The following is a 15,871-nucleotide window of genomic DNA, read 5'->3' as shown; positions in this document are numbered from 1 at the left end:
AATCAAATTAATTTGTTGTAAAAGTTTAGTCAGATTTCCAAAGAGGCAAACATTTGGTAATCACACAGGTAAAAACCTGGTTTTTCTATAACATTGAGGTATTTTTCTCCCCCCGAAGGGGGTATTTTTCAATAAAAAAAACAGCGCAAATAGCGCTGTTTTTCCATATAATAAATCAATATTTTCTTAGTTTCCGCTTACCGCCTTCTGTACCAGGTCGGCTGCTTCGCTCAACAGGATTGCCGATTGCACCTGCAACCCGCTTTCCTCGATCAGCTTTTTAGCCTCTTCGGCATTGGTACCCTGCAGGCGCACAATGATGGGAATATTGATGGTACCCATATTTTTATAAGCCTCTATAACACCCGCTGCTACACGGTCGCAACGTACGATACCTCCGAAGATATTGATCAGGATGGCTTTCACATTAGGGTCCTTCATAATGATACGAAAACCGGCTTCTACTGTCTGCGCATTGGCCGTACCGCCTACATCCAGGAAGTTGGCAGGCTCGCCGCCGGCCAGCTTGATCATGTCCATGGTTGCCATCGCAAGGCCTGCGCCATTCACCATGCAGCCCACGTTACCGTCCAGCTTTACATAGTTGAGGTTATGCTCTCCGGCTTCCACTTCGGTAGGATCTTCTTCCGATTTGTCGCGCAGGTCTACCAGGTTCTTGTGACGGATCAGCGCGTTTTCATCCAGGCCCATCTTACAGTCTACTGCGATGATCTTGTCATCAGAAGATTTGAACAGGGGATTGATCTCGAGCATAGCGCAATCGAGACCGATATAAGCATTGTACAGGTTCGTTACAAACTTTACCATGTTCTTGTGCGCTTCGCCGCTGAGGCCCAGGTTAAACGCTATGTTGCGCGCCTGGAAGCCCTGCAGGCTGTAGCCGGGCTTAACCCACTCTTTGTATATTTTTTCAGGAGTGCTGTGCGCTACTTCTTCAATATCCATACCACCTTCGGTGCTGTACATGATCACGTTTTGCTTTTTAGCGCGATCGAGCAGGATGGAGAGATAAAATTCTTTACGTTCGCTGGGTCCGTCGTAATACATGTCCTGTGCGATCAGGATCTTGTTCACTTTCTTACCCGCTTCGCCGGTCTGGATGGTGACCAGGGTATTGCCCAGGATATTCTTGGCAACGGTTTCCACATCATCAGCACTTTTCACAACCTGTACACCGTGCTGTAAAGGCACTTCTTTCATAGTGCCTTTACCGCGGCCGCCGGCATGGATCTGCGCCTTAACTACGGCAAATTTACTGCCGGTATCCACAGCGATCTGCTTGTAAGCATTCACCGCTTCGTCTACGTTGTGTACAGCGATACCTTCCTGCGTGGGAACATTATATTGCTTTAAAAGTTCTTTTGCCTGATATTCGTGAAGATTCATTTTTCAAAAAATTTTGGCGAAGATAGTGTTTAATTCAAAAAAAGTTGAGTTTTTTCGCCACCGGTAAGGCCCTGCCCGACTGACAAGAACCAGCCCTCAGCGATTCGATGACATTAATCATTATTTCCGCAATACTTTTCCTGGCCTACACTTTGCTGATGCTGGTCTACGCCCGCGGCTGGCAGCGTGCAGGGAAGATGTCGCCCGGCGCCGGAAGTGGCGCCCCACCCCGCATTTCCATTATTATTCCGGCCCGCAATGAAGCGGATAGTATCGGTTTCTGCCTGCGCTCCATACTGGAGCAGCCCTACCCTGCAGGTAAGCTGGAAATATTGGTGATCGACGATTTTTCGACCGATGATACTGCAGCCATTGCTGCCTCACTGTTGGGCAACGGACGCGGACGGGTGCTGCGCCTGGAGCAATACCTTTCCAGGACCGAACGGCTCAATTCCTATAAAAAGAAAGCGCTGGAGCTGGCCATAGGCGCGGCACAGGGCGAATGGATCGTAACGACCGACGCCGATTGCACAACTTCTCCCGGCTGGCTGGCAAGGATGAGCGATGCGATGCAGCAGGACAGCCTGCAGTTCCTGGCGGCGCCGGTTTCCTTTACCCCACCCGGCCGGCGCGACATACTATATTATTTCCAGTCGCTCGACTTCATGACCATGCAAGGTATTACGGCCGCATCAGCCGCATTGAAGCTGGGCAATATGTGCAACGGCGCCAATCTTGCTTTCCGCAAAGCCGCCTATACCGCAGTTGACGGGTACAAGGGGATCGACCACATCGCCTCGGGAGATGATATGATGCTGATGTACAAAATACAGCAGCATTATCCGCAGGGCATAGGCTATCTTAAAGAGGCCACAGCTATTGTTACCACACCCGCGCAGCCCGGCTGGCGCAGCTTCCTCAATCAACGCATCCGCTGGTCTTCGAAGGCGGATAAGTATGATGATAAAAAGCTGACGCTGATCCTGGCCCTGGTGTACTTCTTCAATTGCAGCTTTATTGCGCTGGCGGTCGCCGGCTTCTACAACAGGGATTGCTGGCTGTGGCTGCTGGCGCTGCTCGTCGCGAAAACGCTGGTGGAGCTGCTCTTCCTGGTTCCTGTAGCCGCCTTTTACCATAAGAAGAAGGAGCTGCTGTGGTTCCCGCTGTTACAGCCGCTACACATCCTCTACATTATCCTCGCCGGCTTCCTGGGCAAGTTTGGGAGCTATCAATGGAAGGGAAGAAAAGTAAAGTAACTTGCAAAGCCGGGACAAACAAGGCCGCTTTATTTGATCCTGATCAGGATACCGTTTCCGTTCAGGTTATGCAGAATAATGCGATCCTGCTCGCTGTAGCATTCATTGACAAGTTGTGTGATCCCTTGTGTAATGGGAAAACCGTAATCGCTGAAAACAACCACCCCGCCGATATGCAGCCGGGGCCATACCCACTCCAGCACCGACCGGGCCGATTCATAGGCATCTACATCGATATGACAAAGGGCAAATCGTTTCCCGGCGATCTCATCTCCTGTATCATCGGGGAAAATGCCACGGAGCAGGTGAATATTGTCCAGGCCGGCTTCACCGATCAGGCGGTCAACCAGCTCAAGAGAGGTATCTTTATGTTCTCCTCCTTTGTAAAAATTATCATTGGGCCCCGAAGCTTTCACTACTCCCTCAAAGGTGTCGCAGGCATAGATTTTCTTTAAAGAGCCGGCGATCTTAAGCCGGGTGCCCATAATAATGCTTGTACTGCCCCGCCATACGCCTACCTCCAGGATATCGCCGGGAACTTTTTCAAGATCACCCGCCAGTGTCCAGAGCTCCCATGCCTGGTATAGGTTGATCAGCGAATCGGGCTTCACCTTCCTGAAAATATACGAGAACGCAGCATCTTTCAGCCATGGGGCGTACGTGTTGGCGGGTATCACTACCTGGTAGGCGCTTCCCCTCAGCCTTGCCCAACCACGGAAAGGTGTATTGAGCAGCCTGATCCCGGCAAAGCCTATAGTGCTCCGTATCTGCTTCCATCGATAAGATCCGATATACTTATTCATAACATTCCTGTCTTTTATAGTCAATAGCCTGCCGGTACAACGGCATGGCCGCTGCTGTCTGTTCTTATTCCAGTTTTTGTCCGGTTTCCGGGTAAGACAAACCCGTTTGTTCAAAACCCTTAAACAAAAGCCGGCTCTGTACAGATTTAAATATTTCAATACCGTCCTGATGATACTATTGCTACCCTGTAATATGAGTAGCCGGACCGCTGCCATCAACGGAAAAAACAGAAACAAACGAATATCCAGGTTCGGGTTTATTTTTTAAGCTTAGCTTTATGCAGGAGAGAAAAGTCCGGGGCACGGCCGGACAACAATGAAGGGAATGAAGTACTATCTTTACCCCGTAAAGCTAAACCCCGATAAGCTATGCGCAAAATCATCCTGTTTGCTGTACTGTTCCTGCTGCTGATCATAGCAGGCTATGTCTACTGGAACTATTATAACGTTTACGAGGAAGGCCGGAAGGAAGGCATCCTGTATAGCTTTTCTATTAAAGGCAGCGTCTTCAAAACACATGAAGGCGTGATCCTGCAGCCGGGCCTGCGCCCGGCGCGTACCGGCGGACTCAACACCAACGAGTTCCATTTCTCTGTATCGGACCAAAGACTGGCCGACTCGCTGGAGAAGCTTTCCGGCATGCAGGTCGAAGTACATTACAAACGTTACCGCAAATCTTTACCCTGGCGGGGCGACAACTACAACAACGATAACAAGGAAAAAGGGCAGTACATCGTCGATAAGATCGAATCTTCGCGCAAAGCCGAGAATGCCTACAACAATTTCTGATTACCGGCAGTATCTCTTGACATCATATCGGACAGGTCCCCCGGCCGCTAAGCATCAATCGGCCGGGAGATCGTATATTTGTGCGCACAATTCCGGCCGGCTGGCCGTCAACGACACAAGTATTCAATGGAAACATTATTCAAGGATTTTCATCCTGCAACGGCAGCAGACTGGAAGGCCCGCCTGGAAAAGGATTTGAAAGGAATTACCTTTGAGCAGCTGTCCCGTACCGATCGCAACGGGCTGACCATTCATCCCTTTTACACCCGAGAGGACCTGGCTACGATGCCGGCTCCGCTGGATATACAGCCCGGATGGAGCATTTGCGCGCAGGTAAAAGTTACCGATGCTGCAACTGCAAACAAGCAGGCGCTTGATGAGCTCAACAACGGCGCATCGGGTCTCTGCTTCCTCCTGGATAAAACAACTGATGCCGCCACCCTGCTGCAGGAGATCGGTTTACCCTATATCTATACCTGCTTTTGGCTCGGGCCGGAGGCTTTGTCTTTCGCAAGTGACCTGCAAGCCTATATCGGACAACAGGGCTGGAGCGATACGACACCCGAATGCTTTATCGCATTCGATCCGCTGCAAAGCTATCTACGCACCGGCGTCTGGTCTGCAGGCAGGGAACAGGATATGCTGGCTTTCGACCACTTACGGCAAAGCACCGCCGGCAAACAGGCGCTGTCCGTCGATGCCACCATCTACCAGAATGCCGGCGCCAATACCACTTACGAGCTGGCCTGCGCCCTGGCGCATGTACAGGAATACCTGCACCGGCTCGACCAGCAACAGCAACTGAATGTGCTGGATAAAGTACAGGTAAGCCTGGCTACAGACACTGCCTTCTTTGAGCAGATCGCCAAGCTGAGGGCTTTCCGCAGCCTGCTGGCGCTGTTGTTCAGGCAGTATGGCATTCATCCGCAAGTCCAACTGCACATAGAAACAAGCGATGTTTACCGGTCGCCGTTCGACAGCCACAGCAACCTGCTCCGTGACAGCATTGCCGGTATGGCTGCCGTACTGGGTGGCTGCAACAGCCTCTACATTCATCCCTTCGATGAAGCGCGGCAGGCGCCCGATGCCTTCAGCCGCAGAATGAGCCGTAACCAGCAGCTCCTTTTTAAAGAAGAAAGCTATCTGGATAAAGTTGCCGATGTCGCCGCCGGCTCCTATTACCTCGAAACGCTTACCGATGCGCTTGCAGCCAAAGCCTGGGAGCTGTTCAGGGAAATCGAATCGCAGGGCGGGCTGATCGAAGCTTTTGAGAAAGGAATCATCCAGGCAGCTATAGCGCAACAGGCAGATGAGCTGGTGCAGGCATACCGGGAAGGCCGGAATGTGCTGATCGGTGTCAATAAATTTCCCAACCCGAAAGATGCACCGCAAGCGGTATCCGCTCCACCGGCGAAGGGCCGCGGCCTGCAGCCCCTGACACTGTCGCAACATATCCTTTAAACCGGAAAGACATGGAAACGATAGAGACCACAAGATTGCTGCTGAGAAAAGCGACGCCGGATGATTACCGCGAGCAATATGAAAACCGTACACAGGAGGAAGCGATGGCCTACTTTGGTTTTGAGACCGGGGCGCAATATCTCGAGAACAAAGCCAAATACGAGGGCGGCCTCACCACCTTTCGCACCAGCTTCGTTGGCTTTTACCTGGTCGAAAAAAACAGCGGGCGTGTTATTGGCGATTGCTTCTTTCATACCTGGTACCTGCTGCATTCCAGGGCCGAGATCGGCTATGGTCTGCGCAGGGAAGAAGACAAGAATAAAGGCTATATGAAGGAAGCTTTATTGCCGGTGATCCGTTATGGATTTGATGCTATGGCGCTGAACCGTATCGAAGCTTTTATCAGCCCGCTCAATACGCCTTCACAAAAGCTGGTGACCGGCCTGGGATTCAAGCCGGAAGGGCGTTTGCGGCAACATTACCGGAAAGACGGCGTGATCGAGGACTCTCTTGTGTTCGGTCTGCTGCGTGAAGAATTTACACTCTAATTTTTTTGAAGAAACATACATGCGTAAAGATTTTTCAGGGATCGCCTACGAGAAGGCCAATCCCGATAAGCATAAAGCTCCTGGGCAGCAAGCGGCATCAGATGTCTGGCATACCGCCGAAAATATCGCGGTAAAGCCCCGTTATGCTGCCGCTGATATAGAAGGCAATGAGCACCTGGGGTTTGCCGCGGGAATAGCCCCCTTCCTGCGTGGCCCCTATAGCAGTATGTACGTTAAGAATCCCTGGACGATACGCCAGTATGCAGGCTTCAGCACGGCCGAGGAGAGCAATGCCTTTTACCGGCGCAACCTCGCCGCCGGGCAGAAAGGCCTTTCCGTGGCCTTCGACCTGGCTACACACCGCGGCTACGACAGCGATCATGAACGTGTGGTCGGCGATGTAGGCAAGGCCGGTGTAGCGATAGACTCCATCCTGGACATGAAGATACTCTTCGACCAGATACCTCTTGATGAAATGAGCGTGTCGATGACGATGAACGGGGCGGTGCTGCCGATACTGGCTTTTTATATCGTGGCTGCCGAAGAACAGGGCGTAAGCATGGATAAGCTCAGCGGCACCATACAGAACGATATCCTGAAAGAGTTCATGGTGCGGAACACCTATGTCTATCCGCCGGAAGCCTCGATGAAGATCATCGCCGACATCTTTGAGTTTACCTCGAAGCACATGCCCAAGTTCAACTCGATATCGATCAGCGGCTACCATATGCAGGAAGCCGGCGCTACCGCCGATATCGAGCTGGCCTACACCCTGGCCGACGGTCTTGAGTATATCCGCACAGGGATCAAAGCAGGCCTGAACATCGATGATTTTGCGCCCCGGCTTTCGTTCTTCTGGGCGATCGGTATGAATCATTTTATAGAGATCGCCAAAATGCGGGCGGCGCGCATGCTCTGGGCCAAACTGGTGAAGCAGTTCAACCCGCAGAAAGAAAAGAGCATGGCGCTGCGCACCCATTGCCAGACCAGCGGCTGGAGCCTTACCGAGCAGGACCCCTTCAACAATGTGACCCGTACCGCAATTGAAGCCCTGGCCGCAGCCATGGGCCACACACAGAGCCTGCATACCAATGCCCTCGATGAAGCGATTGCACTGCCTACCGATTTCAGCGCCCGTATTGCCCGTAATACCCAGATCATCCTGCAGCAGGAAACGGACATCTGCCGCACAGTCGATCCCTGGGGCGGCTCTTATTATGTGGAAAGCCTGACGAAAGAGATCACCGAAAAGGCATGGGCCCTGATCGAAGAAGTAGAGCGGCTGGGCGGTATGGCCAAAGCCATCGAGACGGGCGTGCCTAAAATGCGTATTGAAGAAGCGGCCGCCCGCAAGCAGGCCCGTATCGACAGCGGTAAGGATGTGATCGTCGGCGTCAACAATTACCTTACAGACGAACCCAGCAATATCGAGATCCTCGATGTGGACAATGCCAAAGTAAGGGAACAACAATTGGCACGCCTTGGCCGGCTGAAAGCGGAGCGGGATAATAATGCGGTGCAAAAAGCCCTGGAAGCCCTGACAGCAGCGGCGACCAGCGGCGAAGGCAACCTGCTGGCGCTGGCTATAGAAGCCGCCAGGCTGAGGGCCACGCTGGGAGAAATATCCTTTGCGCTGGAAAAAATATTCGGCCGTTACCAGGCCCGTATCCGGTCCATTGCCGGTGTATATTCCAAAGAGATTGCTATGGACAAACATTTTACAGAAGCCCGCCGGCTGGCCGATGAATTTGCCGAGCTGGAAGGCCGCCGCCCCAGGATCATAATCGCCAAAATGGGACAGGACGGCCACGACCGCGGCGCCAAGGTGATCGCCACCAGCTTCGCCGATCTCGGCTTCGACGTGGATATCGGCCCACTGTTCCAGACCCCGGCTGAGGCCGCCAAACAGGCTGTAGAGAACGATGTACATATCCTGGGCGTATCGAGCCTGGCAGCAGGGCATAAGACCCTGGTGCCACAGGTAATTAAAGAACTGAAAAAATATGGCCGCGACGACATCATGGTGGTTGCCGGCGGTGTTATCCCGCAGCAGGACTATGATTTTCTGTTTAAGGCCGGTGTATCTTTTGTTTTCGGCCCAGGCACCATTATCGCCAAAAGTGCGATAGAGGTGCTGAAGAAATTGATCGGGACGGTAAAGGGATAAAGGTTTTGCCCCTACGGGGCAAAGATAAAATAATGACTGATGGGCTACAAACGTGCGGCCCCTACGGGGGCCGGCCGGTCCACAGCACATTGACAGATTTAGGCTGCTTTTGAAACGAACAAGCAGCCATAGTCTTTTGCTCCGTAGGAGCAAAACGTTTGTAGCACAAACAAGCAGCCATAGTCTTGCTCCGTAAGAGCAAAACGTTTGTAAAACATCTCGCTAACGATCAACGCTTATGTCCAATACCTATACGCAATTGTACATCCAGTTTGTTTTCGCTGTGAAATACAGGCAGGCCTTGATTGACGCCACCTGGGAGGAACGGCTGCGCTCGTATATAACGGGCATCGTACAAAATCACAAACACAAGATGCTTGCCATAAACAATATGCCCGATCATCTTCACCTGTTTGTGGGCTTGCATCCTTCTCAATCCATATCTGACCTGATGCGTGTTACCAAAGGCGACTCTTCCGAATGGATCAATGCCAATCAATTTACAGGAAAGCGCTTTAGCTGGCAGGAGGGCTATGGCGCCTTCAGCTACTCCAGGTCTCATATTGATAACGTAGTTCAGTACATACATCAGCAGAAAGAACACCACCGGAAGACTACCTTCAAAGATGAATACAAAGCCCTGCTGGAGCAGTTCGGCATCGCTTATGAAGAGCAGTATATTTTCCACGACCCTATCTAATTAAACGGCTAAGACATTGAAATATCTTTTGCTTATTTTATTGCTCTGGGTGGCTGGCTGTAGTAACGTTTCAGCACAAAACTCTCTTTCCGGCGACTTTTATACATATAGGATGGGAGGCTTATGTTCTACGATACTACATTTTATCAACGACAGTTTATTCAGTAGCAATGAAGGGTGTGAGGGCCCCGGCCACACGCATTATGGACGTTACAAGATAAAAGCGGATTCTCTTTTTTTAGAACATGGACTAAACGATCCTTCATTAAGAATTGTAAAAATGGATTCATTGCGCAGAAAGGGAAGCAATCAAATAATATTGCGATTTATCGACCAGAATGGCGAAAATATAAGCAAACCCTTTCGCGCCCATTATTTTAGGAGTAATGACAGACGATATGGCTTTCAGTATGACAGCTTAAACCAAGTACTGGTGGCGACCAATCTAGAAGTACAAAGGGTAAGCGTCCAAAGCCTGAAACTTATGGGCCTGGAGGCAGACCTGCTAACGGATTTTACATCCGGAATCGAAGTTACCTATTATCTTCAGATACCTCCTTTGCTCTATCGCTATTTAAATAAGGACATTGCTGGAACAGGTCATGAAGTATTGCTCATCAAACCCGATCAGTTAATACCTGTGAACGACGATATAAAGTATGTTTCAGAAGAACCAAGAGTATTTCGGAAAGACACGATATACGGAAAACAGAATTGAATTAGTAATAAGTTCCAAATCAAGCTAAAAACAGATAGCTATGAATTTTTACACCCGTAAGCTGATCAAGCCCGAAGACCTTAACGCCAACAATACCTTGTTTGGCGGCAGCCTGCTGCGCTGGCTGGACGAGGAGGCTGCGATCTATACGATCGTACAGTTGGGCACCAACCGTTGCGTGACGAAGTTCATGTCGGAGATCAACTTTATCAGTTCGGCAAAGCAAGGCGATATTGTCGAGCTCGGTATCAAGGCCATTCAATTCGGCCGGACTTCGCTGACGCTAACCTGCCAGGTACGGAACAAGATCACACAAAAGATGATCCTTACTATTGAAAAAATGGTATTTGTAAGCGTAGATGAAGATGGTGTGCCGACACCGCACGGCAAGACCGAGATTACTTATACCGACGAACGCCTCAGAGAAGAATAATGGATATCCTGCTGGTTTTTATATTTGCATCGCTTCAACCCATATCATTTGTCTGCAACACTCAGTATAGAACAATATAAAGAAGGCCTGCTTCAGGGTAATATCGCCCTGCTCAGCCGGGCGATTACGCTTATCGAGTCGCGCCGGCCGGATCATCAGCAGCGGGCGGCCCGGCTGATCGACACGCTGCTGCCCTATACCGGCAACTCGGTACGGATCGGCATTACCGGTGTGCCCGGTGTCGGGAAAAGCACTTTCATCGAGGCTTTCGGCATGCACCTGATCGGGCAAGGGAAAAAGATAGCAGTACTGGCGATCGACCCTTCCAGCAGCATCAGCAAAGGCAGCATACTGGGTGATAAGACGCGAATGGAACAGCTCTCCGTGCATCCCAATGCTTTTATCCGCCCTTCGGCGGCCAGTGGCAGCCTGGGTGGGGTTACCTACAAAACGCGGGAAGTCACCCTGCTTTGCGAAGCTGCCGGATTTGATACCATCATTATCGAAACGGTGGGTGTAGGTCAGAGCGAGACCGAGGTCAGCCACATTACAGATTTCTTTTTACTGCTGATGCTGGCCGGCGCCGGCGATGAGCTGCAGGGCATCAAGAGAGGCATTATGGAAATGGCCGACGGGCTGGTGATCACCAAGGCCGACGGTGAGAACAAGGAAAAGGCCAAAGCGGCACGCAACGAGTATGCAAGGGCCCTGCATTTTCTCCCGCCCCAGCCATCGGGCTGGATACCCGAGGTAAAGATCTGCTCGGCCTATGATCAGACGGGCATTGCCGAAGTGCTGGCGATGATCGAGAAGTATATCACACACCAAACGGCCAATGGATTTCTGCAGCAGCAACGCAGCGAGCAAAACCGGTTTGCCTTTCAACGGCTGCTGAACGAACAGCTCCAGCAAATGCTGTATTCAAGGCATGGACTGAAAGATGAAGTGTTGCGCCTGGAGCAGGAAATATTGCAGGGCAATATCAGTCCTTATACAGCGGTTAGCCGCATTATGCAGCATGTATAGCAGGTTACCGGCACAGGAAACGCAAGGAAGGCTATTGCAGTACTTCGGCTAAGAGCAGGCCTGGTAATACTTTTATGCCTGCTTGCGAAGCCGGGCTACCGGTATCTCCAGCTGCTCGCGGTATTTGGCCACCGTGCGGCGGGCGACATTATAGCCCTTCTCCGCCAGCAGCTCCATAAGACGCTCGTCGGATATAGGCTTGCGCTTGTCCTCTTCTTCGATCAGCTCGGTAAGGATCCGTTTTACCTCACGCGTCGATACTTCTTCGCCGCTTTCATTTACGATCGCTTCCGAGAAAAAGAACTTAAGCAAGAAAGTTCCGTATTCGGTCTGCACATATTTGCTGTTGGCGACGCGGGATACTGTGGAGATATCCATATTGATCTGGTCCGCGATGTCCTTAAGGATCATGGGACGTAACGAGCCTTCATCGCCGGAGAGGAAAAATTCTTTCTGGTATTCCATGATCGCGTTCATGGTAACAAGCAGCGTATGCTGTCTTTGTTTGATCGCATCAATAAACCATTTCGCGGCGTCGATCTTCTGCTTGATAAAGACCAGGGCTTCCCGCTGGCTTTTGTTCTTCTTCTGCCCGGCGTCGTAGGTCTTCAGCATTTCGCGATATCCCTCCGAAATGCGTAGCTCGGGTGCATTCCGGGCATTCAGCGTTAGCTCCAGCGTACCGTTATTGTTAAAGACAAAGAAATCGGGAATGATATAGCCGCCGACTTTATCGGAAGAAGAGAAAGCGCCGCCCGGTTTAGGCGTAAGCTTCAGGATAACACCTATCGCCTCCCTGAATTGCTCTTCGTTGATCTTGAGCCGCTGCTTGATCTTTTCGTAATGCTTACGGGTAAACTCATCAAAATAGTCGGTGAGGACAATGGTCGCCGTTTTTACGGCGGCATTCTGGTCTTTCAGGCGGTGCAGCTGCAGCAGCAGGCATTCCCGCAGATCCTGGGCTGCAATACCTGGCGGATCGAAATCCTGTATCAATTTGATCAGTCCGCCCACCTCTTCTTCATCAGTAGCAATGTTCCGGTTGAAAGCCAGGTCGTCGGCTATGGACATAGCATCCCGCCGCAGGTAACCGTCATCGTCGATGCTGCCGATGATCTGCTCGGCAATCTCCTGTCGCCGCTCATCGAGCTCCAGCATACCCAGCTGGTTATTGAGGTAATCGGTAAATGTCGTTTCGACCTTTACCGGGATAGACTTAGGCTCATCGTCGTCGTCATGCCCTTCATTCAGGTGATAATCGCCCTGCATATCATTTTCATCGCGCAGGTAATCGCTCACATCGATGCTCTCAAAGTCATCGTCGCCGTTCTGGTCCCGCTCATCCTCACTCTGGTTATCTGCGCCTTTCTCCTGCTCATTTAATCCATAAGGATCATGCTCATTGTCGGAACCCACATCCAGCGCAGGGTTGCTCTCCAGCTCATCTTTGATCCGCTCTTCAAGACTGGCCGTAGGCACCTGTAACAGCTTCATTAATTGGATCTGTTGCGGGGAAAGTTTCTGGGCTAGTTTCTGTTGCTGGGTCTGTCTGAGCATGTGGTTAAATTCCGTACGAAGGTAATCATAGAAAGCAGAAGGCGTATGCCCCGGCCTGTTCTATGCTACACCTTCAGTTTTTCTTCAATCAGGTAATGGTTGCGTTCGGGTGCGTTCCGGACGATGAGCTCAGCCAGGAACCCAGTCAGGAAAAAGATGGATCCCAGCAAGATGCAGATCAGCGCAATAAAGAATGGCGGCCTGCTGGTAAGCCAGTAGTCGTCGTATACCAGCCTGGCAACGATCATGTATCCCGCCGACAGAAAGCCGACGAAAAAGACAAACAGGCCGATAAGACCGAAGAACTGCATTGGCTTTTTACCATAGCGGCCTACAAACATAATGCTGGCCAGGTCAAGCGGGCCATTGATGAACCTTATCATCCCAAACTTGGACACCCCAAACTTACGGGCGCGGTGCTCCACCACTTTTTCTCCGATCTTCCGGTACCCCGCCCATTTGGCCAAAACCGGAATGTAACGATGCATTTCGCTGTACACTTCGATACTCTTCACAACGTTTTTCCTGTAGGCCTTTAATCCGCAGTTCATATCATGCAGCTTAATGCCGCTCATACGGCGGGTTACGGCATTATAGAATTTGGAGGGCAGGTTCTTGGTGAAGGCGTTATCGTAGCGCTTCTTTTTCCATCCGCTTACAAGATCGTAGCCATCTTCGATAACCATCCGGTACAATTCCGGTATTTCATCAGGACTGTCCTGCAGATCGGCGTCCATTGTAATGACCACTGCGCCCGTTGCCGCTTTGAACCCTTCATTCAGAGCAGCACTCTTGCCATAGTTACGCTGAAATTTGATTCCTTTTACATGGGGATTCGCCCCCGCCAGCTGCCGGATCACTGTCCAGCTGCCGTCTGTGCTGCCGTCGTCGACGAATATGATCTCGTAGCTCAATCCATGCTCCGTGGTCACACGGGATATCCACTCCGTCAGTTCCGGCAGCGATTCCTCTTCATTGAGCAAGGGAACAATGATCGACAGGCAAAGCATATCAGGTTTGGGGCGCTCCGTTACAGGAGCTACCAGGGTATCGGTTATCGGTATGCGTTCTTGGTTCAATGCAATTTCTCCTTTTTTGTCCTGAAGGACGTTTTACAATCAGGCGGCAGGTACTCCTCCGTTTTTCCTTTTCAGCGCAAAGGCAATAATAAGACCGGCAAGACTATCGAACACTACCGCTCTGGCGAAGCCGAACAAGATGGTACCTGCATTGGTATCTTTTTGCGCGGCCATGGTCAGTTCAAATTCTTTCAGTTTGTCTTCGGGTATTTTGGCGCTGCGCATCTGGTCCAGCGTGCTTTGCGCAAAGCGATCCAGGAAACCGGAATCGATGTACCACAGATAAATATAGTTGAACGCAGTAAAGCAAAGCTCGGTGATCAGTATGGCAATGAACAAGGTACCAAAAATATCCCTGAGCTCCGCCCAACCACCCAATTGTTTTCGCCTGTATACACCAGCCGCCACAAACAGGGATAAGATAATAAGGTAACCCACTACAGAACTTATCGTAAACTCCGTTGGCGTATGACCAAAGAAACGATACCTCACCGCGATGATCAACATATAAACAACGCCGGCAATAACACCGAAAATAAGGCCTGTTTTCGATTTAGAGGGTTCCATGCTTTACAGTCTTTCTATAGTATAACTTCTGCCTTTTATCGTTTTTCCGATCCAGGGATGATTAACCCCCAGCGATTGCTTTTCCCCACCTTCGTACACCCAGCTCGCCTCCGGATCAAAGAGCGTGATGGCTGCAGGCGCTCCTTCGGCTATGGTAGCCTGCGGCAACCCGAATATCTTCCTGGGATTGGTGGAAAGCAGCTCCACCCAGCGGGTCATGGGCAGCTCCGGCGCTGCCGCACGAAGCATGGCGAAGCAGGTTTCCTGCCCGGTCATTCCCGGCTGCGCATATTCAAATTCTTTGGTCTTGGCATCCCAGTCCTGGGGACGGTGGTGTGTGGCGATGCAATCGATGGTACCATCAGACAGCGCTGCCACCAGCAGCAGCCGCTCGGCTTCGGTCCGCAATGGAGGCTCTACTTTATAAACGCTATCATATTGTTGCAGGGCCTCATCTGTGAAATAAAGATGATAAGGCGTAACGGAGCAGGTAACGTCCAGTCCTTCCTTTTTGGCGGCGCGGATCAGCGCCAGGGATTCCGGTGTGCTGATGCCTGAAAAATGAAGACGTGATCCCGTATAGCGCAGCAGCTCGATATCCCGCTGTACCAGCAGGCTTTCTGCTATATTGGGGATACCGCTCATGCCCAGCCGCATCGACATTTCTCCTTCGTTCATTAATCCGCCCTGCGCCAGCGAGGCATATACCGGCAGCTGGATAATGATCCCGTTGAATGCTTTTACATATTCCAGGGCCTTCAGCATCAGCCCCGCATGCTGCAGCGCCTGCCAGCCGTCGCTGAAGGCTACCGCACCGGAATGATACATGTCCATCATCTCCGCCAGCTCCCGGCCTTCAAGGTTGCGGGATACTGCTCCTATGACATGCAGCTTTACCGGGTGGCCGGCCGCCTTGCGCTGCACGTACTCCAATACAGCCTTGGTCGTAATAGCAGGCTGGGTATTGGGCACAACCAGCACATCTGTAAATCCGCCGGCAGCAGCAGCCTTAAGCCCGCTGTCAATGGACTCCTTATGCTCATAGCCGGGATCGCAATAGTCGGCCAATACATCTACCCAGCCCGGACCGGCATAGAGGTGCCCGGCTTCCAGTACTTTTTCTGCCTTTTCGTTCAGCTTTTCTCCTATGGAAACAATGGATCCGTTACGGACCAGGATATCGGTTTTCCGGCCATTGTGCTCAGAAAGCGGGTCGGATATAGAAACATTTCTAATTAATAGAGACATACGAAGCGCAAAAATAAAAAAGCAGCCGTTAAAAAGGGCTATTTATTTTTTGCGGTCCGCGCCAACCTTTTGCCGGAGGCCTCTGTCTAATATGCTACCAATAACCGCCCCC

15 protein-coding genes are annotated in these 15,871 nt (G+C 51.3%); 9 read left to right on the top strand and 6 right to left on the bottom strand.

All coding sequences use genetic code 11. The features are described 5' to 3' along the window. Nucleotides 1-186 precede the first annotated feature (186 nt). Nucleotides 187-1,407, bottom strand: a complete 1,221-nt coding sequence (sucC, locus tag DZC79_RS04145) for an ADP-forming succinate--CoA ligase subunit beta (RefSeq protein WP_118950292.1) — start codon at nucleotides 1,405-1,407, stop codon at nucleotides 187-189. Between the two features lie 107 nt (nucleotides 1,408-1,514). On the opposite strand from sucC, the gene DZC79_RS04140 reads away from it, so the two are divergent. After that, nucleotides 1,515-2,663, top strand: coding sequence for a glycosyltransferase (locus DZC79_RS04140; protein ID WP_118950291.1), 1,149 nt, complete (start codon nucleotides 1,515-1,517; stop codon nucleotides 2,661-2,663). Between the two features lie 29 nt (nucleotides 2,664-2,692). Here DZC79_RS04140 and DZC79_RS04135 read toward each other — a convergent pair whose 3' ends face one another. Continuing rightward, nucleotides 2,693-3,466 (bottom strand): TylF/MycF/NovP-related O-methyltransferase, encoded by a 774-nt coding sequence (locus tag DZC79_RS04135; protein ID WP_157976912.1) that lies wholly within the window; start codon nucleotides 3,464-3,466, stop codon nucleotides 2,693-2,695. Nucleotides 3,467-3,835: 369 nt separating this feature from the next. Here DZC79_RS04135 and DZC79_RS04130 point away from each other — a divergent pair, with 369 nt between their 5' ends. The 8 genes from DZC79_RS04130 to meaB all read left to right on the top strand — a co-directional run bounded on the left by DZC79_RS04130 (nucleotide 3,836) and on the right by meaB (nucleotide 11,308). After that, complete coding sequence (locus DZC79_RS04130; protein ID WP_118950289.1) at nucleotides 3,836-4,255, top strand: hypothetical protein; 420 nt, start codon at nucleotides 3,836-3,838, stop codon at nucleotides 4,253-4,255. 126 nt (nucleotides 4,256-4,381) lie between these two features. Next, entirely contained in the window at nucleotides 4,382-5,716 is a 1,335-nt protein-coding gene (locus DZC79_RS04125) for a methylmalonyl-CoA mutase family protein (RefSeq protein WP_118950288.1), read from the top strand. Between the two features lie 11 nt (nucleotides 5,717-5,727). Beyond that, entirely contained in the window at nucleotides 5,728-6,264 is a 537-nt protein-coding gene (locus DZC79_RS04120) for a GNAT family N-acetyltransferase (RefSeq protein WP_118950287.1), read from the top strand. 19 nt (nucleotides 6,265-6,283) lie between these two features. Beyond that, entirely contained in the window at nucleotides 6,284-8,431 is a 2,148-nt protein-coding gene (gene scpA, locus DZC79_RS04115) for a methylmalonyl-CoA mutase (RefSeq protein ID WP_118950286.1), read from the top strand. Nucleotides 8,432-8,669: 238 nt separating this feature from the next. Next, nucleotides 8,670-9,131 (top strand): IS200/IS605 family transposase, encoded by a 462-nt coding sequence (tnpA, locus tag DZC79_RS04110; RefSeq protein WP_118950285.1) that lies wholly within the window; start codon nucleotides 8,670-8,672, stop codon nucleotides 9,129-9,131. Nucleotides 9,132-9,147: 16 nt separating this feature from the next. After that, nucleotides 9,148-9,849: a hypothetical protein gene (locus DZC79_RS04105; protein WP_157976911.1), complete on the top strand. Its 702-nt coding sequence runs from the start codon at nucleotides 9,148-9,150 to the stop codon at nucleotides 9,847-9,849. A 40-nt stretch (nucleotides 9,850-9,889) separates the two neighbouring features. Further along, complete coding sequence (locus DZC79_RS04100) at nucleotides 9,890-10,282, top strand: acyl-CoA thioesterase (protein ID WP_118950283.1); 393 nt, start codon at nucleotides 9,890-9,892, stop codon at nucleotides 10,280-10,282. Between the two features lie 48 nt (nucleotides 10,283-10,330). After that, on the top strand, nucleotides 10,331-11,308 hold the full coding sequence (meaB, locus tag DZC79_RS04095) for a methylmalonyl Co-A mutase-associated GTPase MeaB (RefSeq protein WP_157976910.1): 978 nt from the start codon (nucleotides 10,331-10,333) through the stop codon (nucleotides 11,306-11,308). Nucleotides 11,309-11,380: 72 nt separating this feature from the next. Here meaB and rpoN read toward each other — a convergent pair whose 3' ends face one another. The 4 genes from rpoN to DZC79_RS04075 form a co-directional block, all read right to left on the bottom strand. Beyond that, nucleotides 11,381-12,865 (bottom strand): RNA polymerase factor sigma-54, encoded by a 1,485-nt coding sequence (rpoN, locus tag DZC79_RS04090; RefSeq protein WP_118950281.1) that lies wholly within the window; start codon nucleotides 12,863-12,865, stop codon nucleotides 11,381-11,383. A 65-nt stretch (nucleotides 12,866-12,930) separates the two neighbouring features. Further along, on the bottom strand, nucleotides 12,931-13,944 hold the full coding sequence (locus tag DZC79_RS04085; protein WP_232831751.1) for a glycosyltransferase family 2 protein: 1,014 nt from the start codon (nucleotides 13,942-13,944) through the stop codon (nucleotides 12,931-12,933). A 39-nt stretch (nucleotides 13,945-13,983) separates the two neighbouring features. Beyond that, on the bottom strand, nucleotides 13,984-14,511 hold the full coding sequence (locus DZC79_RS04080; protein WP_118950280.1) for a DUF4199 domain-containing protein: 528 nt from the start codon (nucleotides 14,509-14,511) through the stop codon (nucleotides 13,984-13,986). 3 nt (nucleotides 14,512-14,514) lie between these two features. Further along, nucleotides 14,515-15,759 (bottom strand): dihydroorotase, encoded by a 1,245-nt coding sequence (locus DZC79_RS04075; protein WP_118950279.1) that lies wholly within the window; start codon nucleotides 15,757-15,759, stop codon nucleotides 14,515-14,517. Nucleotides 15,760-15,871 lie beyond the last annotated feature (112 nt).

The sequence above is a fragment of the Taibaiella helva genome, from assembly GCF_003545695.1.
GTDB lineage: Bacteria > Bacteroidota > Bacteroidia > Chitinophagales > Chitinophagaceae > Taibaiella > Taibaiella helva.
Note: the sequence above shows the minus strand (reverse complement) of the source record. Positions and strands in the feature narration are given on the sequence as shown.